General features: G+C 39.1%; 18 protein-coding genes and 3 pseudogenes. All 21 read right to left on the reverse strand.

Translation table 11 applies throughout. From position 1 onward, the window contains the following. Positions 1-498: 498 nt before the first annotated feature. The 21 genes and pseudogenes from NQ508_RS11320 to NQ508_RS11415 all read right to left on the reverse strand — a co-directional run bounded on the left by NQ508_RS11320 (position 499) and on the right by NQ508_RS11415 (position 20110). Positions 499-774 (reverse strand): cyclic-phosphate processing receiver domain-containing protein, encoded by a 276-nt coding sequence (locus NQ508_RS11320; RefSeq protein ID WP_006428339.1) that lies wholly within the window; start codon positions 772-774, stop codon positions 499-501. 27 nt (positions 775-801) lie between these two features. Then, positions 802-1167 (reverse strand): hypothetical protein, encoded by a 366-nt coding sequence (locus tag NQ508_RS11325; protein WP_044920361.1) that lies wholly within the window; start codon positions 1165-1167, stop codon positions 802-804. Then, on the reverse strand, positions 1148-2062 hold the full coding sequence (locus NQ508_RS11330) for a hypothetical protein (protein WP_006428337.1): 915 nt from the start codon (positions 2060-2062) through the stop codon (positions 1148-1150). The genes NQ508_RS11325 and NQ508_RS11330 overlap by 20 nt, the downstream gene beginning before the upstream one ends. Positions 2063-2068: 6 nt before the next feature. Next, positions 2069-2560 (reverse strand): hypothetical protein, encoded by a 492-nt coding sequence (locus NQ508_RS11335; protein WP_416387609.1) that lies wholly within the window; start codon positions 2558-2560, stop codon positions 2069-2071. Positions 2561-2669: 109 nt separating this feature from the next. After that, positions 2670-3644 (reverse strand): hypothetical protein, encoded by a 975-nt coding sequence (locus tag NQ508_RS11340; protein ID WP_006428335.1) that lies wholly within the window; start codon positions 3642-3644, stop codon positions 2670-2672. Continuing rightward, positions 3634-5100, reverse strand: a complete 1467-nt coding sequence (locus NQ508_RS11345; RefSeq protein WP_207635654.1) for a DUF2779 domain-containing protein — start codon at positions 5098-5100, stop codon at positions 3634-3636. Before NQ508_RS11345 ends, NQ508_RS11340 begins: the two co-directional genes overlap by 11 nt. Positions 5101-5179: 79 nt before the next feature. Continuing rightward, positions 5180-6280: a helix-turn-helix transcriptional regulator gene (locus NQ508_RS11350; RefSeq protein ID WP_044920359.1), complete on the reverse strand. Its 1101-nt coding sequence runs from the start codon at positions 6278-6280 to the stop codon at positions 5180-5182. Between the two features lie 131 nt (positions 6281-6411). Next, positions 6412-6846: a hypothetical protein gene (locus NQ508_RS11355; RefSeq protein WP_006428332.1), complete on the reverse strand. Its 435-nt coding sequence runs from the start codon at positions 6844-6846 to the stop codon at positions 6412-6414. A 559-nt stretch (positions 6847-7405) separates the two neighbouring features. Then, complete coding sequence (locus NQ508_RS11360; protein WP_006428331.1) at positions 7406-8413, reverse strand: hypothetical protein; 1008 nt, start codon at positions 8411-8413, stop codon at positions 7406-7408. A 12-nt stretch (positions 8414-8425) separates the two neighbouring features. Beyond that, the gene (locus NQ508_RS11365) at positions 8426-9115 is read right to left on the reverse strand and encodes a hypothetical protein (RefSeq protein ID WP_006428330.1); all 690 of its coding nucleotides are present in this window, start codon (positions 9113-9115) and stop codon (positions 8426-8428) included. 124 nt (positions 9116-9239) lie between these two features. Beyond that, positions 9240-10124, reverse strand: a pseudogene (locus tag NQ508_RS11370) (site-specific integrase); the annotation flags it as partial. Between the two features lie 232 nt (positions 10125-10356). Then, positions 10357-10887, reverse strand: a complete 531-nt coding sequence (locus NQ508_RS11375) for a P-loop nucleotide/nucleoside kinase family protein (RefSeq protein WP_006428327.1) — start codon at positions 10885-10887, stop codon at positions 10357-10359. Positions 10888-11026: 139 nt separating this feature from the next. Then, positions 11027-11302 (reverse strand): annotated as a pseudogene (locus NQ508_RS14390) (cupin domain-containing protein); the annotation flags it as partial. 123 nt (positions 11303-11425) lie between these two features. Beyond that, positions 11426-11740: pseudogene (locus NQ508_RS14395) on the reverse strand (carboxymuconolactone decarboxylase family protein); the annotation flags it as partial. Between the two features lie 26 nt (positions 11741-11766). Further along, on the reverse strand, positions 11767-12189 hold the full coding sequence (locus tag NQ508_RS11385; protein ID WP_006428324.1) for a cupin domain-containing protein: 423 nt from the start codon (positions 12187-12189) through the stop codon (positions 11767-11769). A 286-nt stretch (positions 12190-12475) separates the two neighbouring features. Continuing rightward, on the reverse strand, positions 12476-12859 hold the full coding sequence (locus tag NQ508_RS11390) for a DUF6262 family protein (RefSeq protein ID WP_015533403.1): 384 nt from the start codon (positions 12857-12859) through the stop codon (positions 12476-12478). Then, a complete protein-coding gene (locus NQ508_RS11395) occupies positions 12825-14342 on the reverse strand; it encodes a tyrosine-type recombinase/integrase (protein WP_006428321.1) in 1518 nt (505 codons plus the stop codon). The genes NQ508_RS11390 and NQ508_RS11395 overlap by 35 nt, the downstream gene beginning before the upstream one ends. After that, positions 14335-16086 carry a tyrosine-type recombinase/integrase gene (locus tag NQ508_RS11400; RefSeq protein ID WP_006428320.1) on the reverse strand — a complete coding sequence of 584 codons (1752 nt, stop codon included), beginning with the start codon at positions 16084-16086 and terminating at the stop codon, positions 14335-14337. Before NQ508_RS11400 ends, NQ508_RS11395 begins: the two co-directional genes overlap by 8 nt. 12 nt (positions 16087-16098) lie before the next feature. Further along, entirely contained in the window at positions 16099-17217 is a 1119-nt protein-coding gene (locus NQ508_RS11405; protein WP_006428319.1) for a tyrosine-type recombinase/integrase, read from the reverse strand. Positions 17218-17386: 169 nt separating this feature from the next. Next, positions 17387-19363 (reverse strand): ATP-dependent DNA helicase, encoded by a 1977-nt coding sequence (locus tag NQ508_RS11410; RefSeq protein WP_006428318.1) that lies wholly within the window; start codon positions 19361-19363, stop codon positions 17387-17389. Positions 19364-19384: 21 nt separating this feature from the next. After that, positions 19385-20110, reverse strand: coding sequence for a DUF4240 domain-containing protein (locus NQ508_RS11415; protein ID WP_006428317.1), 726 nt, complete (start codon positions 20108-20110; stop codon positions 19385-19387). Positions 20111-20404: the final 294 nt, after the last annotated feature.

Here is a 20404-nt window from a genome sequence, read left to right on the forward strand (position 1 = left end):
ATTTCTGTTTCTAATTGTTGTAAAAATCATTTTTATGCCGGCTAAAAAATCTCCTTACATATATTCAAAAGATGAAGGGCATAAATACAGCCTCTTGACGAAAAATTTTTATTTTTCCTGCAAAAAATACCCTTTCATTAATACGAAACGCTGAGAGGCATTTTTACAGCCCCCTGATGAAAATTTTTTTATTTTTTCGGTTAATTGAATATTTGAAAACAAAAAAGCACTCACCTATTCCAGGTGAATGCCTTATCAAAATTTCCTTATTTTGTTGTCTGTAACGCTTATCCAGATATGCCTGCATATCTGCTAAAATATAATTGCCAGCAATTATATTTTCACGTGGGTATGGGGACGTAACCCCCATCAAGTCCGCTACTCGTAAGTAATACAAAATTGTCAAAATGACAATACTGTTTTACACGGGTGGATCTTGCTCTTTACAATTTTTTATAACATACTTCTTTCTTTGTCATATATCTCTTTCCTCTACTCCTACCAATATCTCCGAATCATCCGCAACATATTTTCTCTACCAACAGGATTCATCGTATGAAGCCTGATTGGATAAAAACGTTCATTTTCCACCAGCCAATCCAATAATTTAATCCCATCCCCGCCATCATAAGCATAATCTCCCAAATCATGATCACAGTCAATTAACACAATCGGTTCCTCCGCTGATTCAATGGTTCTCTTGGCAATATTCACACTTTTACACCATACATATCCTTCCGGAGCCGGTCGTATATCATCCAGCCATATCTTCATACATTTTTCTCCTGACAATAATAATCCTCATTTTTTATCTGCCTTCCATCCATTGTCCAGATAAGATCTATAATGACTGCTATTATCGTAAATTATTTTTGATACGGAAACCAGTCCAAATTTCTTCATTATTTCGTCCATATATTCTTCACCTATATTGGGATTCATATATATAATACATACATTTTTTGAAGTAATTTCAACTCGCCCTCTAGGATAATAATTATATGGATATCGACACTTTCGAGGCTTTATCTCCTTCCAGATTTTTCTGTGCACATAAGAATCCCCTGATTTTGAAATCCCAGATTTATATTTTTGATTGTCAAATGGAACTGCCCAGATTTTTCCGTCTATTAACCAAAATACTCCTTTATGTGGTCTTGCTAACATTTTGTTTTCCTTTAATATAATCATCCCAATTTAATTCATCTTTTGAAACAATCTTTGCCTTATATAGCGGTGATAAATATTGATACACTTCTCTATGATTAAAGAAATAATCCCCATGTTTTAACGCACCGGTTTCAATCTCTCCTTCCGGATTCACATATTCACATTGTATTCCACAGCAATCATCTCCTACTTCTTTGAGCCGACAATAAAAAGCATCTGGTGCATATGGTCTGCAATCTATAAACAGAACATCTCCCGTCTGATACGGAACAGGCAGGTTTAAATCTGGGCATACAGAATGAAACAGCCACTCTGCCATACTTCCTAATGGTCCTTTCAAATAATTTGACGATACTTTTTCATGAATAAAATATTGAATCTCTCCATCTTTATTCATGATGTATGTGTACATCGGTGATAAAAATTCGTTTTTCTTAATCTTATGCTCACCATCAAGATATAATTCAACCCGCCAATATAAAGTGTTCCATGTAGAATCCGGTTCATTCCAGTAATATTCCTGTACTGCCTTTTTCATATCTTCAAGAGATGTCATAATATATGGACCATCTACAATATCACTTTTATTATCATCGTCATATCCCATCAATTGTATAAGAAAAATCTTTTCGCTTTCCATCGTTAAATATTGCACTGCCTGATCTATACACTCACAGCATAATTTCAAATAATCCGTATCCTGTTGCTTTGTGTCTGATGTTGCTCTCAGCTTATACAATAATCCCTGTTTTCTTTTTAAACCGACTGGTGCTCCGGCAATAATTGACACATAGTCTCTCAACTTCAGTCGTTCTGTATCTTCCATTAAATATGCATGCAATTTCGGTGATTCAATCAAATCCAAAATCTCTTGCTTTAATTCTATCATCATATAAATCTATTCACCACTTTCTCTTATCACATTATTTTCAACTCCATATTTTTCAAGCGCATCGTACACCTTGTGATACACCATCTGATTCGGATAATATCTATAATCAGCAAATATCTTAATACCGTCTTTATAGAAATATTCATGGATAGCTGCCGCACATCCTGAACTTCTACTTTCACCATATTCACATTGACAGATAATATCCTTTCCTTCCCTTTTCGCATTAAAGATAAACTCTGCAAGATCATCTGCTTCTGGAAGATATGTCTCGTAAGTCAAATGATATTTCGGCAGTACTGCCAGATCAATGTCATATAGTGCTATCTGGAATACACAGTTTGTTTTCGCCGTATAGTCTACCGGCCTGTATTCCGCATCACGGAATTTTCCTGGCGGATCATAGAAACTGATTACCACTGCATTTTTCGGGAAATCTTTTTTCAATAATTTTTCTATTGATTTTCTTGAATAAATGGATATTTTCAACTTTTTCACTCCTATCTGTGCTTGATAAGTAATAGGATATATGATTGTATGGGGCAAAAATGGGGCATTACTTCTGTACACAAAATAAAAAAACAGTGCCGAAACACTGTTTTACAACTTATTTCTTTTTGTATATTGTAGAATCGGCACTATCACATATCAAAGGTCTGATTTTAATTAATCGCTTTTCTAATATCTCATTCATATTTCCTATATCATACTTTTCACAACCTATAGCTTTTTGAACCCATTTATCATCATCCTCTTCAAAAGTTTTTATAAACTCTTCTGTAGCCATAATTTTCTGCATTTTGGGCCAAACAATAAAATCTAACTGTAATGGCGAAATCTGTCCATCATATTTTTGCTCACAATATTCTTCAATATTCTTTAAATATGTATTATAACCATATTCTTTATTTTCAAGATCCTCTTTTTCCATATGACTCCATGATTTTACACTTCCTTTTTTGAAATATCTTTTCACCCATTCCAGACTAAATTTATCTAAAGGCATATGACAGTATTTAAATCTTTCTTTTTTCTCTTCAAGTTTTTCTTTTGCATCAAATATACAATACAAATATTTAAAAGCCATATTAATAATTTTTTGAGCTTGTCCATATGTTAATTTCTCGTCCAGATACGAACTATAATCCTTTATCAAGCTTTCACACCATTCTGTATGTTTTTTATTAAATGTTTCTTTATTCTCCTCTTCTTTATTTTCTTTAAAATACTCCTGTAACTCTTCTGCAACTGTTTTTAAAGGTTCTCGCATAGGATTCTCTTCTTCTAGGGAACTTCCTTTTTTATCTCTTTTTTTGTCCCATTCTTTTTTTTCCTTTAACAATTTTTTACCGTCTTCATTTGCTTTACTATTCCAATGAATTGTCCTACAAGCATCCAAATATCCCTGATATAAAGCATCTATATAAACCTCTTTATTATTCCAGTTTACATCTGCCGGCTCTTTTGGATCAAAGTATTTTTGACAAGGTTCTTTTGTAGTTATTTTTCTAAACTTTAGCGCCTCTTCTTCAACTTCTTTTTTAATATCAACTATCTTTTTGCTTTCCACATCAATCTCCATCTTCCGTATCTCCTTCCACAACTCTCACAAGTTCTCCCCACACTTTCACCATCGCATATGTATCCAGCTCGCAATACTTCAACAAATTATGTCTTGCCTTCTTCTGTTCCTCCGCAGGCATATCTTTTATCCTCGGAAATATCGTCATTGCCTCTGAGCCATTGTGTACACCTTCCAGATTATGATAATTCAATTCCGGATCATCCGGAAATATCGCCGGCAGAACACTTTTAATTGAAAATGATCCTCCCATCGCCCGGTTATAATAATGACCTGCCTGAAATGGATCCAGTAAATCTTTGATATTCTCTTTGATATTTAATAAATGCTCAGATAAATCCGGGAACATTCCCGCCAATTCTTTAATTCTGCTGCATTCAAACGACTTATTGTACGCCGTTACACACACATTCATCGGAATATCCCTACACAAAGCTTCTGCAATTGCCTGCAATGGATTTTCCCCTGATTCTGCCAGAAATTCTTTATGTAATAACGGTCCACCTGCAGACTTTATATAATGTAATGAATACTGGAATGGTATCTGCTGATATGGCTTTGTTCCCGGGAACAACGGTATCACTGGTTGCATGGTCTCAAAATCCAGAAAGTACAACGGATAAGACAATGTACTTAAAAATTCCCGAATTCCATCAATATTTACATATGTACCTTTGTCTTCTAACGCAAATTCTATCTGCCTTAATTGCTTTTCATTCTTAATCTTTCTACAGTCTTTTAATTGTCTATAATCAGAATTTCCTTCCCGATAATACTCTAATTTCTTTTTCAACGGCATCCGATATAAGTCAAATACGGACGGAGTTGGTAATTCTTTTGCACAATATTCCCAATACGGACATCCATATGGATCTTTACAGTATAATCCCAGTTCCCGCTCCGGCTCATTCTCTGATTCCAACAATGTATCTTCCTGTAATAAATTCTTCTCTACTTCCCCAATCTCATTTCTCACAAATTCAGACACATCCGTAATTTGAAACAGCCTTTCCAAATCCAATTTTCCATCATATACATAATCGTTATTAATGGAAACTATGTACGTTCCTGTAATCCGCACTCCGCAATGTTCCAGTACGTACTCCTGATAAGCAACGTCTGCCACATATACCGCTTTCATATTTTTCTCATTTACCGTCGAACTTTTTACTTCATATATTGCCCATCCGTCATTTTCTCTTTTCAAAATATCTACCGCACAATAGCACCCCTGATAAGAAAATGATGCTTCACATATGACAGATGTCTCGTGTTCTATTTCCACTTGTGTCCGGTCTGTCATTGCAGGTAAATTTAATTGTCCATTAACAGTCTCTGTTACATCTACCGGCTTTCCAAATAATTCTCTTGCCAGCTTCCCTACTTCTGTTCCCGCTTCCATTCTGGAATCATCTGTGGCATCTTCGGCTTTCTCTTCCGGCTTGTATTTATCCATCCACAACATCTTCGGACATTGCCACAATCTGCAATATTTCGACTTTGAAAAATGATTCTTCATCTCTTATGCCTTTCTTTTAATCTTCATATGCTTCCCACGCTTTTTTCAAGTCATCCCTTAATTTATCTCTTAATCTCTTCGGCTGCAATATCACCACATCCGGCGCATAATTTTTTGCGAACTGCTCCGCTGCACGTTCATTTACATGCACGCTCACCGATACATGCGTATCCGTTTCTTCTGAAAACTTCACCCCTTTTCCAAATAAATCAATCACATCGGATATCATTGCTTTTACGATTCTAAATTTAACAAACGCATTTTCACTGGAATACATATACACATGCTCTTTCATATATTCATTCAGATTCATTGGCTGATGTCCGGACCATTTCAAAGTTTCAAATGGCTTACCTTTTTCCTCAAGAATCTGTATGTTTCGAATCCTGTCTACACGGTAATTCGAGATATCATCATATTTATCATAGTTGCAGATCAGATAATACTTTCCCTCCTGTGCAGCCATTTGATACGGTGTAACAACATATTCCCGTACACTTCCATCTTCCCGCTTTTTCAAATGCATCTTCTTATCCGTATGATACTCTGCATATTCAAATAACACTTTCTGCTTTTTGCGAATGGCTTCATCCAATATACTAATATTATAAAACACCTGCTTATTGTCCGTCCGGTCAACCGGCAACGGATAAATGTATTGCGAGCGTGATTTAAAATATATATTAGATAATGATTCTAATTTTGTAATCAATTTTTTTGCCTGGCTATAGGGTATATGCTTTGAAAATAATAGGCTGTCTATTAATAGACGCAATTCTTCATTCGTGAATTTCTGCTTCAAATAAAAATCTGTCCATAACAAATCGTCTTCCGGGATTCCTTTATCCTCCAAATCTAAGCTATCTTCGTCTGATACTACACTCTTTTTTCTGAAAATTTCTTTCCGTGATACTTCTCTATATTCAATACTGCTGCCATATTCAATCAGATTTAAGAGATTTCTCTTTATAGCTTTCCGGTCAACCGGCATTTCATACTCTTTTTTCAAGATATCCTGTATTTCTTTCTGGCTCAGCCTATGTTCTTCATCCGTATATTTCTGTAAGATATCTAAAATATACAAAATCAACAATTTTTTTGGATGTATATCACTCATACTTTTTGCTCTCCGTTCTGCGCAGTTCATATAGTATCATTGTATGCCTACATTTCACAGATTTCAACGGGCATAAAAACGAACAGCAAAATATCATTCAACATCTCATCTCTTGTACATAATTTTCGACTCTATAATTTTGTATAATCCGGCATAACAAGAAATCCGTTTTTATCGTATTGAATTTTATTATTTCCTTCATAAGTATCTATCCATGTCTGAGCAGCGGCTTCATATCCTGTCACCGCTTTAATATTACTGTTATCAATAATTGATGCAATCCAATTTCCATTACATTCCCTCGTCAATATATAGATTAGTTCTTCCTTTTGTTTTGTTGACAACCTTTTAGAATTCTTTTCTGGAACATACTCCGGTTTATCCAATCGAATAAATGCACAATTCTTCAGATTCCATGTATTATCTAAAAATACATGCAGATATGGTACTGCTGTCTTCGTATCATGCTGCTCTACTGCAACCTTAATACTTAACTTTTTACATAGCCTTGGATTTATAAGTGCCAAACAAAGATTGTCCTGCTCACCTTTTGTATTATTCCACATTTATCATTCCTCCACTACGAATTTTTACTAACTATATCTTAATGGATCTAATGGGGCAAAAAAGGTACACAGCTTGTGTTATTACTCATTCCAAATTTCTTTCGTTTTCCCTCATGATCATGAGGATTTTTTCGTTCAAATTGTGTGATTATATGCAAAAAGCGTAGGATTTTTCTCCCACGCCTTTATCTATTATTATTTCAACTATTCCGATCCGATCTTCCAAAGGTGTAAATAAGGTGTAAATTCTACGTTTCCATCCAAGAAACCCAATAAAGTCAAGGCTTTTTCCCCCGTTCCTTAAACACTGCCGTGGCAGATGAAAAGTATTTTTATCATTGTTTTGTTTCTCCTTGTTTTGCCCTGGAATGCCCTGTTTTGCAAGGGATTTCGGGAGTTTGTAAAATGTGCGTTTTAGCTGACATCTTGGCAAAATAGGGCAAGATGATGCAAGTTATTGCGGGCTGTTAGTAGTAAAGTTGGTAGTAAAACAGGGATGGATTACTACTAAGGATTTACATGTAACCTAACATCTCTTTCTACTCTAATCGCTTATTCTCTATAGATATGTAAAATAAGAAGAATTGACAATACAACTATTAATATTATATGATTTGACATCAATATCAGATTTTATCATTTCTAAATCATAGTCCGCAAGCAATGTACTTATTTCCAATCCAGTTAACTGCTTTAGATACACAATATTTATCCCATTATTAAGCATTTCATATATTGCCGTTTTCTTATAACTTTCCAGCGGATAAAGTGAAACGTTTTTTGTTCCTGACTTATAAGTTTCTAATAGTTCATCCATTTTTAATTCCTTATATAATTTTTGTAATTCTGCTGTAATTGTGCTTGGGTTCACTTTTTTCCCAATTGCATTATATAAGAAAATAAACAACGAATCTTTTTCAGAATATTTTGCATCATACTGTTTCTCTGCAAAATCTATGCTTTCAATAATATGTGTACGTACACTTTTAGGTAACTGTATCGAAATCGAATTATGTACTATTGTTCGAACTGTTTCATTCCTTAACTCTCCCACTTTTATTTCTAGTAAATCACTAGGTTTTAGTGGAATTATCAATGATAATTCTATGTACACTCTCGCTATCAGCAAATGGTAGATTTTATCTTGAGACTTACCATGGTCTTTAGAGAAATAATAATCCATTTTATATAATAATTTTTGTAATATATCCATTGGAATAATTTTTTTCTGTGATCCATTTTCAAGTTTATCCAAATATTTTTTTCTAAATTCTGCCGAACCAATATATCCTAATAAATCTCTAAAATTATACTTTTCTCGCATCAAGTATTCAAATAAACAAGATAAGGCAGCAATATATGCATTCAAAGTGCTTGATACGCCCATTTTTATCCCTACAAGCGAGTCAAAAAACTGATCAATATCATATAATGATAAATCGAAACATTTATTTAATAGATCCCTCTGCTTTAAGTAATCTAAAAAGTTTTTCAGTTCTGTATCATACTGTTGATTTTCTCTTAATAAGTTATTTAACAATCTTGTAAATTCTTTTCCTGTTTCCATTGACTTTCTCCTTTAACTTCTATTTTTTATCACATCCAAACGCTCCATTACTGTTGATGTATTCTCTCCATCTTTTACAGATTGCAAATCATCATGTAAAGACCTATGTGCCAATATATTTAACTCATCAAACGGAGCTACTTGACAACCATCCAAATAATTCGCAGTTCGTAAATTTGCCTTTGCCATAACATTCATATTTTTATTAAGTTCTCTCAAATCTATATTAAAATCCCCATATATCTTATTATCATATGAAGGTGAAAAAATTACTGTTCTCTCCATATTCACCAACTTACCTGTAACACCTTTTTTATATTGTACATTAATATCTATTTTAGGAAATGCACTTGAACAAACTGTCTCGCCCCAAAAAGCAATTCGTCCCTGTGTTGATTCACCTGGATATAACTCAAATTCCTTGTCAAATAATGCATCAAGATTTAACTCATTCCTATCACCATTATTTTCAATTTTTTTAATTTCTATTGCAATATCATTGGCTGCACTTTTCCCTGTATTAGTAATCCTTAAATACAATTCGCTCTTCAATTCAAGTAATTTAAATGATAACAATGGTTCTAAGCTTTTTAAATACTGTTTATTATTTTTGTGATTATAATATATAGATACAATAACAGCAATCAAAGATATACATGCTGCAACAATCGAAATTATAGTTTGTATCGTAATATTTTTCATGTCTGTCACTCCTTAAAATATGATTATCTTGACAATTGTTCATACATATATTATATCGTCATTTTTCCTTCTTTTCCATAGAAAAAACGCCCCAGCCAAGCCGGAGCGTTATCCATCTTCTATATCAAATTACCTTGAACATCTTCTGTGACATCGGTTTCTCCTTCTTCTGTTCAACCTCCGCCTGCGCCTTCCTAAACTCTTCCATACGTTTCAATTCTTCCTCAGCATCATCGAATCCGATATGCGTGTACACATTCATTGTAACCGATATATCCGAATGCCCCATGAGGTACTGCAACGTCTTTGGATTCATTCCCGATTTTGCCATATTTGAACAATACGTGTGTCGGCATACATGAGGCGTGATATTTGGCAACTGCACCCGGTAGATGTCATTGTATCTGCCGACCATATGATTGAAACGATGTTGCCAGTGCATTGCCACAAGTGGCATTCCATTATCATCGTAAAACAGAAATCCACTATATCCGTCTATGGTTTTCTCCACTTTCGGTGCATTTCTGTCCTCAATAATTGCCTGAAACATCTGTGCCACATCCTCTGTAATCGTCAATACTCTTGTTCCGGCATCCGTCTTTGTAGTTTCTATGATGTATCGCATATCCGATGTTCTCTGCAATTGGTGGTCGATATTTACAGTTCTGTTCTCAAGATCAATGTCCTTTAGTGTCAGTCCACAAAATTCCGATATTCGCATTCCCGTATGAAAGAGTATGTACACCACTTCATAGTATTTACAGTACACCACATCGTCATGCACAAACTTTAGAAACTTTCTCATCTGCTCTTTTGTGACTGCCTCTCTTGTGACTGCGTCATTTACCAATACCACGTCAAGCTGGAATCCGAATGGATTTTTTACCAGAATGTCATCATCCACCGCCATCTGAAAGGCTGGTTGCAGCACTCCCCGGATGGTATGAATGGAACTGTAGCTTTTCCCATCTTCCTGTTGCAATTTTATAAGGAACAGCTTTGCATTTATACACTTAAATGTTCTTTCCAATCCGTAGGAAGATTCATTGCTGCGAGACTGACCACACCATTATTATTTTGAATCAGCTTATCGAAAGCATTTACAAATACTGTCCATTCCTCATCAGATGAACGCAGGTACTTCATCGCCAGTAAGATTTGATACCAGCCATTACTTTAATTGTACTGGATATACATTTGTAGTCTTCATCTTCGGCAACGGAAATTCCCCCTCGTATTGCCTACCACCAAAGGTGGTCGGGGCTATCAATGGCTGCCCCAACACAATCTTCTTCCTGTAAAATTACTTTTTCTCCTTCGCCACATGGTTCTTGAAAATCGTTATAATGATGCTCTAGTATCTCATTTGTTATTATGAATGGAGAATTAGCATTCAAAGACTGATTCCTTTTATACAATCTTTTTTGTAAGGTTCCTTTACTAGCCTTCATATAAACAAGTTCTGGTGTACCGCCAGCTTTTTCTATAAGCCTTTTATAATACGCTCTGTTTGCCTTATTCCAAAAGCTGAAATCAAGGACTACATGTTTTCCTTGTTGAATGAGAGACAGGAGTTCCTTCTGGAGTGCCATTTCCACTATTTCTGAAAGTTTCTCATACTGTTCGTTTGGATAATCAATCCCCTTTCTCCCGTAAGTTTTCCACATTTCCTCATCAATGGACAAGCGAACATAGCCTTCTTTTTCTTTCTGCTTTGCATAAGTTGTTTTCCCGGAACCGCATATTCCACACATCATAATAACTTTAATCATAAAAATCTCCTTGTTTTACTAATCAATACAGCCTTCTATTGATACTATCAAAGCGTTATTTCTTCAACAGCTTTATCTAAAAATATTTCTCCGTCTAAATGTTCTAATTCATGGCAGAAGCACTTTGCCATTTCTGGTCCTATTTTAGTTTTCTATATTCTTCATCACTTACCGGTTCAAGCCATTCATTGGAACTATTTTCGCCCGGCACTACTATTGCCAGATGTGAAAACCATTCATCCGGTGCGGCTCCATGCCAGTGCTTAACACCTGTAGGAATATTGATGCAGTCACCTGGCTTCATTTCTACAGCGTCTTTGCCTTCTTCCTGATAATATCCTCTTCCAGCAACACATACCAGAATCTGTCCGCCTCCACTTTTTGCATGATGGATGTGCCAGTTATTTCTGCATTAAACTGGACTCCCTATTCGCAATCCCTTGTAGTTACTGGCTTTAACGGCATACACGTCTGTGCTTTGTGCGAACTTTTCGTGACGAGCAGTTTTGCCAGGTTATTCCTCTGTTTCGTCCTCGTTCCAAACCTCTTTTGCAAGGTTGAACACTGCCCAGCCTTTTGGCCAGCCTGCATAGAATGCTACGTGGGTGATAATCGCTGCGATTTCTTTCTGCGTTACCCCATGATCCTTGGCATTCTGTAAATGGAATTTCAAAGAGGAATCTGTGATTCCCTGTGCCATCAGTGCTACGACTGTGATGATACTTCTTGTTTTTAAATCAATATCTTCGTTATTCCAGTTCTCTCCGAACAGAACGTCATCGTTAAAATGTGCAAACTCCGGGGCAAATGTTCCCAGAGCATTTCTTCCCGCTGTCTGTGTGATCTTTGCCATGATACTAAACCTCCGTCTTTCTTGCTTTATGGTAATTTGTTATACTCTTCTTCCGGTAAAAACTCAAGCCATTCATTGGAAGCACCCTCTGCCGGAACTTCAACAGCCAGATGCTGGAACCAGCTGTCTTTCGCTGCTCCATGCCAATGTTTTACTTCTGGTGGAATATTTACTACATCTCCGGCTTTCAGCTCACGAGCCGGCTTTCCTTCTTCCTGGTACCATCCTCTTCCACCAGTAACCATAAGGATCTGTCCACCTTTATGATGGATGTGATATGCATTGATGGTTCCAGGAGCGAAAGTAACGAGACCAACTGGTACTCTCTCTGTTGTAAGCATATTCAGATAGCACTCACCTGTAAAATATTTTGCAAATACTACATTTTCTTCACCGATTGGAAATACGTTACCTCCACCTAAGTCTTTTTTCATCTGTTCAATATCCATAAAAAATTCCTCCTTGCTCTTTTTCTTTTATGGTACAACCTGAAGTAAACTCCAGGTCAATAGACTTTGCAGCTTTTTACATAAAGTTCATAATTTTCCTGTGGCAGTTTGCTTTTCAGGTACGCTCTATTTCTTATCGGCTCCATCATACACCCATATTACTTTCTATGTCCAATACCCATTATCATGGGTTGCTTAATGCCTTTTAAGCATAATCTGTTTCTATATCACAATGCAAAACAGATCTGCTGTATTCTGGCAGACCTACTTTGCATTATGATATAGCTTAAATCTGTTTGATAAGATTCAACTCTTTCTTGGATAGTGCTTTTTTTAACTTCTGGTTTTCCTTTATTAGATTCTCATTTTCGCTTTTCAGTTTCTGTAGCTGTTGCCGGAGCAGATTCATTTCCGCTTCCATCGCCTGACTGATAATGTTTCTCCTTGGATCCACCATACCAGCCTGCTGTTCCATTGCTGCATCAATCTCACCTCTTACAATCGGATTCTTGTAAAAGAATCCTCTAGATAAACCAGTCTTTTGCATCAGTGCTGGTACGGACACCTTTTCTCTCTCCAACACCATTGTCCGTATTGTCAGGACTGCCCGTTCCACTTTTTCTTCGCTCTTTCTTTTATTCAATTCCAGCATCTTGTCGTATTTGCTCATATTCTTCTCCCCATCCGTCCAGACTTGCCAGTATAATCTGTGACATAAAATTTCTAACTTCTCTTGTTTCATCTGCCATCCGCTGATTGCTCATTTTTCGGTAATATTGGACACTTCGTACTCCCTTATGTCCCAGGAGCTTCGCTATCGTCCAGTCATCCACATGGAGTTCCGTTAATTTTACCCCATAGCAGTGCCGGAACATATGCGTTCCAAATCCGAATAAGTTTCCGCTGTCATCCCGGATATCTTTTTCATAGATCATTCGAAGCACTTTATCCTGCAAGGTTTGGTAACTGATTGGTCTCTCCGGTTTGTTCTCGTCCGCAAAGATATAAATGCTTTCAGGATAATGCTCATTTGCATAACTGACTGCCTTTCCAATCAGCTGTGCCAGCTCCCGGCTGATCGGTTTTTCATATCTTCTTGTTTTCGGCTGGTATATGATAATCATATCCTGACGGTCATGTTTATAAAGGCAGTCTTTCCGCAAGGTCAGCGTGTCGGAAATTCTGGTTCCAAGCATCTGGTGGATGATCATTGCCCTTGCTATCTGCTCTTCCATTTTTACAATCTGGGCATTCAGTCTTTTCAGCTCACTGTCCGAATAAGATTTGAATTCTGCTTTCCGTTCTGGCGGAAAATCAGATTTTAAAAACAGTTTTGTAAGATGTGGAAAATCATAAATTTTTCCGATTGTTTCCAGCACATTTCGAAGCTTTAGCAGGTCATCCCGGATGCCATTCCCTCCGTTTGATTCTACCTTGATGTTGATTAAAAATTGTTCTATGATCTCCCGGTCAATCTCTTCGCAGGTGCTGATCTTGGAATGCTTTTCATCCAAATACTTTGAAAATTTATTCATTGCGGACAGTTCACGTTTTATACTGCCAAGGGCTTCGGTTTTCAGATGATGGTAAATTGCTTTTTTTACTTCTTCCCGAATATCTGGTTGCCGGATTCCTCTGAAATTTAGTGTCTTATGGTTGACAATCGGATTTGTCCGCAGGATAAGCGGAAGCCTTTCCAGATGCCAGATATCCTTTGCCAGCTCATTGGTTTCTGATCGATCCAGTGTAAATTCCAGAAGGCTTTCAAAATACCGGATCAGGGCAGCTTTTTCCACCGATTCAGTCTGAATGTTCGTCACTTTATGCTTCGTCAAAGCCCTACCGTTTTGTATCATCCACATTTTCAACTGCTTTATCCAGAAGTCTTTTTCTCTGTCAAGCAGGCTGTTCTCCTGATGGGATGACTTCTGAAAAAATTCACATAAGCTGTTAAAATAATGTCTTTCCCTTTTTATGGTCAGGATGGATACCTGCGTTCCACGGTAGTAAATGTATTCGACAAATTCTGTCTGAAGCTGGTTTCCCGGCAGTTTATCCAGATCAAAATATTGTTCCTTATTCAGCTTTTCCTTTTGCTCATCGGTAGCCAGCTTATAACATTCCAGTTGTTGGAATTTCAGTTTATTATCCATGCTTCTCTCCTTTCTGCATACAGGCAAGCAGGCTGTTTTCCTCTTCCTCAAAGTATGCGTCATTTTCTTTAGCAATTTTTCTTGGCATATAATCTATATACTGCATGGTCATTTCCTCAAACGTATGTCCCAGATAGTCCCGGATGCTTTGGATTGATACGCCATGCTCATAAAAATTGGTTGCTACGGTATGTCGGTAATCATGAGACTTAAAAATATATTCTCCATTCTGTATGCCTATCTGGGAGCAGTATTTTTTCATCTGCCCCATGAAGGTGCTTTTGGAAAATGCTCCACCTTTCCGATTCCGAAAAATGTATGCTTCTTTTTCGGTAGGGTGCTTTTTCAGATAAACCTGCATCAGACGATACAATGTTACCGGAATGGGAACCCTTTTATAATTTTTCATTTTCACCTGGTAGACCTTCATCCAGCAGTCACCATTCTGGATATAATACGCATCCCCTTTTAAGGTGCAGACCTCACTGATCCGGAGTCCCACACACCAGAGATGTAAAAACATCATTCTCAGGTGTTCAGGAAACTGTGAGAGGTTTTGGATAATTTCCATATACACATCCTCTTCCACACTTCTGTCATGGTGGACTGGGATCTGTTTTTCCAAGTAATACGATGCATAAAACGGAACCTTTTTTATATACCCCTTTACTTCCAGAAATTTCATAAAAAACTGTATTCCCGAAACATTGGTATTAAATGTCTTTGCTCCCATAGCACCATTCTGCAAATTCTTTAAATATACATCAATCAGGCTGGCATCACACTTGGTAACTTCCAGTTCGCTGATCTCCTGCAAAAAATTTCGAATGGTTCGGAATCTTTCGTACACCGTACTGAGCGCTAGTTCTCCGATTCCAATTTCGTACTTCATATATTCCTGAAGCAGCAATCGATTCTTGGGCTGTAGAACTTCCTGAAATGATATTTTTTCTATACTGTCACTCTGGTTTATTCTTTCTTTGGCAATACGAAACCGCTCTAAATACCAGATGGTAGCATCCCATCTTGTTTCATCAGTTTCTATAAAAATCACTTTACGGGCAGTTTCCACAATGCTCTTCAGTCGTTTTCGCCGTTGCTCTTTCTCGACTTTCTGCTTCAGGTAGTCCTGAAATGCTGTTTCCTGTTCCAGCTCCAGAAGCTGGATATCTGTAATCTGCTCCCGGATGCAAAATTCGTAAAAAAGCTGTAGCCCGGTCAGTTTATATTCCCTCAGTCTGGAAATTTCATAATTCTCCAGAATATATTCCAGCACGGTAAAAATCTGACGTTTCAGTTTCTCACTGGCTGCCGCTTTAAAATTCCAGACCATGTTGCTCCGACACCGTACCGTTTCCACACTCTTTACGATTACAGGATCTGAGTGGTATGGAACAAAAAGTATTTCATTTTTATATTTCCATTCACATTCCCTCTGTCCAGCCGGAGTTTTCATCCGTTCCCGGATGTACGCCTGCCGTATCCGGTCGAACGTTCCGGTATATCGGTAAATGTAATTTCGCTTTATCAGCGGTGTTATGTATAATTCAAATTTCATTCGCAGTTCATAATCTATTTCCGAAAGATGTTCTACCATCTCATCTGCCAGAAACAGCAGAATCTGTTCTGTAATGGAACTTCCTGCTTCCTCTTTTGCAAACTCCCGGATTTCTTTTCGTAGCTGCTCAATCCGCCTGCTCCGTTCTTGTTCTGCCTCTATAAAAGACTGTAAAAACGCAGGCATAAAAACCACCTCCTATAGCAATTCCTCAATCCCATACAGGGAGGAGTGTTTCTCGTAGAATTCCTGGCTGGCATCCAGCAGTTCATCATCCACAATGTCCAGATAATTGATGGTTGTCTGGATGTGGCGGTGTCCATAGGCCAGCTGTATCAGTTCCAGCGACCATCCTGCTTTTCTCCGCTCATTTCCAAAGTAATGCCGGAGCATATGAGGCGTGATCTTAATCCCTGTTTTCTTATCCATTCTTTTTAGCATGGAGTATACTGCTTCCACGTTCATTGGTTTTCCGATATTATCTCCGGAAATATTCACAAACAGGCTTGTCTGGTGCTGAAGGAGTTTTCGGTACTCTGCAATATACAGATTTAAAAAATCGAAGGTATCTTTGCTGATCTTCGCACTTCGGTATTCTGCATTCTTGGCTCTCGCTCCATTTTCATTGTCCTCACGGAAATATACCCGGATTATGTGGTTCCGATAATCAATGTCCTTACTATAATCAATTCCCAAAATCTCACCGATCCGGTAGCCTGTCTCTGCCAGAAGCAGCATGAGAAGCCGATCTCTTATATTGGTACACGCTTTCAGGATTTCTACAATTTCATCTTTCTTTGCTGCCCTTGCCTTATGCTCTTCCTCTTTTAAATAGCCTTTGAAGCTCCTTGACCGTATGCTTTTCTTTACACCTACCGCATCGACTGCCATAAAATAATTATAGGACAGTGCTTTCAGTTCCCCGAACTGCTGGTACTCTTCTTCTATAAAAAGATAGAACCTGAACACATCTTTTAAGTATGCGTTGCAGGTTCCATTGTTCGGAGATCTGTGATTTTCATCTTGCGTATGTTTCCCAGCTTTCAGCCAGTATAAAAACTTTACAAAGTGTTCTGTCTGTTCGACATAAGGCATTTGATATATATCTATCAATTCCTGTTCTTTTTCATGGATGTATTCCAGATAATACAGGATGGAAAGTGCGGAGCGCCGTATCGTATTCGGCGAACATTTGCTCCGTATCTTGTGCATCAGATATTTGGTAGGAAGCAGGACAATGTCCAAAGTTTCTATATCTCTGATGAAGAAATAAACTGCAGAGCCTTCTCTTTCTGTTTCCAGCTCATATCTTCTCATTTCTGCTCACTTCCTTTCCTCTAACGCTATACACAGTATACCCAACTCATGCCGATAAAGCTATCACCAATACTACCAATTCGCTCCAAACCGCCCCTGAAATACCACTAAACTTTTTGTCCTGTCTGCTACCCGGATCTGGGCAGAACCAACAACGCCACGGATGCTCTCAGCTGTAGTAACGCTCCACTTTCCGGCTTCGGATAAAATCTTCTACTTCTTCGATCCGTTCTGCCATCTGGCACTTTGGCAGTGCTTCCAGAACATCACTCCGATACCTGCCTTTTTTCGTGGCACGGTGATCTAAAATAGACACAACGCAGGTGTCCTGCTCCGTGCGGATTGCCCGGCCAAATCCCTGACGCAACTTCTTCTGCATATCTGGCACTACGATGGTCTGGATGTAGGATTTCAGCGATCGGTACTGCTCCCTCTGGGCTTCATGGATAGGGTCCGGAACAGAAAACGGTAGTTTTACGATAATCAGGGACGATACCATGTCACCCGGAAAGTCCACACCCTCCCAGCAGGAGCCGGCTGCGAACAACACGGCATTCTCCATCTTCTTAAACCGGGCGATCTCTTCCTGGGAGTTTCTCCATACCTGCACCATCGGAAACGGGATCTGATCCCGCAAAAGCTGCTGCACATTTCCCATCAGGGTATAAGATGTGAACAGTACCAGCGTATGCCCGTAAGTGGAACACACCAGATCACGGATCTGCCCGGCAAGCTGCTCGGCCTCTTCCCGGCTCCCCTTTTTTCTTGGTTTTAAATGCTCCGGGATGTAAAGCAGACAGTTCTCCTGATAGCAGAATGGGGATTCTGCCACACACTCCCGGACACCTGTTTCTTTTTCCAGCCCGGTCATCTGTCTGGTCCTTGCAAAACCGTTCCCGGCTTTTAAGGTGCCGCTGGTTAAGATCGCCGGAAATCCCTGGCTCCATAAGGTGGTGTCCAGATACTTCGGGATCTCCCGGTTGACTGCCATAAAGGTTAAATGTCCCCGGCTGTCCTGCTGCAAAAACAAAATATACCGTTTGTCGTTCTTTAAAAACCAGCCGAACAGCTCTTCCATCTCTTCCAGCCGCCGGAAAGTCCAGTAAGGAATATTCCCGGCGAGCCTTTTAATCATAAGCTGAAGTCTTTCCTGCATCTGGGCTAAGGCTGTGCCAGCTCCCGGCGGAAAATAAAAACTTTCTTTTCCAGCCATGTCCTCGATGCCATCTTTCCGGTGCTTTCGAATCTCCATCTGAAGAGCGGAAACCCCTTCCAGCAGCCGTTTTCCATCCGTGCCTTTATGCTCTCTGACTAAAAAGTAAGCAATCTCCTGCACATCTTCCCTTCCAATGCTTCTTCCATACATCTGGCTGGCGGCTTCCGGGAGTTTATGGGCCTCATCCACGACCAGAGCCCTGTAATCTGCCAGAAGCGGACGGTACCCATTTGCCCGGTGCATGGCATCTGCCAGAAGATAATTGTGATTGCAAATCTGTAAAAAAATATCCTCTTTCCTGGAAATATCCAGATGCTTCTGATAACGGCATCCTGCTTTCCCCGGACATTCCCTGGGGCAGAATTTCGGTACGCACACCAGCCTGCGGTCAAAACCGCTCAGGTTATGTACGGAATCTAAATCAAAGTTATGCCGGAGGGACTTCAATGCCTCCATCTGTGCCTGATTTTTATTCTTGTCCCGGACTGCCTCTAATCTCTGGGCCAGCCTGTAATCGCATACAAAATGTTCCTTTCCCTTGCGGACGACCGCTTTTAACTCTCCCTGAAGCAGATCTGCTTTTAACAATACGTCCGATAAGAAAGGAACATATTCCTCTATGATGGCTTTCTGTAAGGCGATACTGGAAGTGGATACCACTACAGACCGCCTGTCACATCCCGAATAACCGGAATGCAGTACACTATATTTCCGCATCAGGATGCAGGCTGTCAGATAGGCATAGGTCTTTCCGATGCCGACTCCTGCATCACAGAGCGTGATTTCATTTTTCATAAGGGCATCCAGCATTTCATGGCAGAGACGGATCTGTTCTTCCCTTACATGAAGCCCGGCTTCCGGGAGAAGCTCCCGAAAGATCTGTTCCACTTCGCCATGTGCCCTTTTCTGATATTCATTTTTATAACACATTACTTCTCCTTGTCAGAAATCTTATCTTACCGTACCCTTACAGACGGGTCTGGTCGCTTCCGGTGTATTCTGTCCCTGTTCCTGCATTTTCTTTATGGCAGCATTCCCTCTTGCCATCATCCTTCGGATATCCGTCCGGGAAACATTCCATGTCCTTACTTTCTGAGGAGCTTTCCTTACCTGCTCAGACAAATGGCATTCACAGAGTTTCGGATATACCACCATTGCTTCCGGTAATTCCAGCGGATACTCAATCATGGGATGGTACACAATATCCCGGATCACCTGCTCATAACATTCCATCTGCATTCTTGCCGTACTGTCCTGATAGATATTTTTCCCTTTCATGGCACTGTAGACCTGCGATGAGATGTATCCCAACGCTTCAAAACTACAGTACCCATACGGAGTCACGCCGGAAAGGGAATCCGGATCTTTTAAGGCATTCAGATAAACTTCTTTTCCCTGGGCGATCAGCCACATCCGAAAATCGGAAAAACTGTCATCACTGCACCCTGCTTCCATCATAATACCTGCCGCTGTCCATAAGCCGTACTTATAAGCCGCATCCCGGTAACTGTAAACAAGATTGTGGAATTGGAGGACATCCTCCGGTGTCATATAGAAGAGCTGCTGCTTGATCCACACTGCCGAAGCATCCAGATCGGTGCCGCACACTTCCTTTGCTTTTTCAATCAGATTCCAGAATTGATCCTTGCTCATTCCACTTCTTTTTGTTTCTTCCATCTGTTCTCTCCCCTTGATGTGACGTTAATACCACAAGAATACGGCTGTAGTCTCCCACAGCCGCATGGTATCTGATATCAACGACACACTTCTTCATTGATTTCTTTTTTATCTTGCTGTTCCGCATTTGACCTCGCACCCCCGGAACTATCCCTGTATTTCTTCTGGGAAAGGGGACACTACAGGCGGGCGGCTGGCCTGCCGCCGCTCACAGATGTCCTAGGGGTCTTTCTGATTACAACCCGGAGTCCATCTTCCGCTCTCTGGCTGGTAACGTGTATCATTATCCCCCGT

This window comes from Dorea longicatena (assembly GCF_025150085.1).
GTDB classification, from domain to species: domain Bacteria; phylum Bacillota; class Clostridia; order Lachnospirales; family Lachnospiraceae; genus Dorea_A; species Dorea_A longicatena.

What these genes read in the sequence shown, in the direction of transcription:
- NQ508_RS11320 (WP_006428339.1), bottom strand. Translation starts at nt 774, where the DNA reads ATGAAGATATGGCTGGATGATATACGACCGGCTCCGGAAGGATATGTA.
- NQ508_RS11325 (WP_044920361.1), bottom strand. Translation starts at nt 1,167, where the DNA reads ATGTTAGCAAGACCACATAAAGGAGTATTTTGGTTAATAGACGGAAAA.
- NQ508_RS11330 (WP_006428337.1), bottom strand. Translation starts at nt 2,062, where the DNA reads ATGATGATAGAATTAAAGCAAGAGATTTTGGATTTGATTGAATCACCG.
- NQ508_RS11340 (WP_006428335.1), bottom strand. Translation starts at nt 3,644, where the DNA reads ATGGAGATTGATGTGGAAAGCAAAAAGATAGTTGATATTAAAAAAGAA.
- NQ508_RS11345 (WP_207635654.1), bottom strand. Translation starts at nt 5,100, where the DNA reads ATGGATAAATACAAGCCGGAAGAGAAAGCCGAAGATGCCACAGATGAT.
- NQ508_RS11350 (WP_044920359.1), bottom strand. Translation starts at nt 6,280, where the DNA reads ATGAGTGATATACATCCAAAAAAATTGTTGATTTTGTATATTTTAGAT.
- NQ508_RS11355 (WP_006428332.1), bottom strand. Translation starts at nt 6,846, where the DNA reads ATGTGGAATAATACAAAAGGTGAGCAGGACAATCTTTGTTTGGCACTT.
- NQ508_RS11360 (WP_006428331.1), bottom strand. Translation starts at nt 8,413, where the DNA reads ATGGAAACAGGAAAAGAATTTACAAGATTGTTAAATAACTTATTAAGA.
- NQ508_RS11365 (WP_006428330.1), bottom strand. Translation starts at nt 9,115, where the DNA reads ATGAAAAATATTACGATACAAACTATAATTTCGATTGTTGCAGCATGT.
- NQ508_RS11375 (WP_006428327.1), bottom strand. Translation starts at nt 10,887, where the DNA reads ATGATTAAAGTTATTATGATGTGTGGAATATGCGGTTCCGGGAAAACA.
- NQ508_RS11385 (WP_006428324.1), bottom strand. Translation starts at nt 12,189, where the DNA reads ATGGATATTGAACAGATGAAAAAAGACTTAGGTGGAGGTAACGTATTT.
- NQ508_RS11390 (WP_015533403.1), bottom strand. Translation starts at nt 12,859, where the DNA reads ATGAGCAAATACGACAAGATGCTGGAATTGAATAAAAGAAAGAGCGAA.
- NQ508_RS11395 (WP_006428321.1), bottom strand. Translation starts at nt 14,342, where the DNA reads ATGGATAATAAACTGAAATTCCAACAACTGGAATGTTATAAGCTGGCT.
- NQ508_RS11400 (WP_006428320.1), bottom strand. Translation starts at nt 16,086, where the DNA reads ATGCCTGCGTTTTTACAGTCTTTTATAGAGGCAGAACAAGAACGGAGC.
- NQ508_RS11405 (WP_006428319.1), bottom strand. Translation starts at nt 17,217, where the DNA reads ATGAGAAGATATGAGCTGGAAACAGAAAGAGAAGGCTCTGCAGTTTAT.
- NQ508_RS11410 (WP_006428318.1), bottom strand. Translation starts at nt 19,363, where the DNA reads ATGTGTTATAAAAATGAATATCAGAAAAGGGCACATGGCGAAGTGGAA.
- NQ508_RS11415 (WP_006428317.1), bottom strand. Translation starts at nt 20,110, where the DNA reads ATGGAAGAAACAAAAAGAAGTGGAATGAGCAAGGATCAATTCTGGAAT.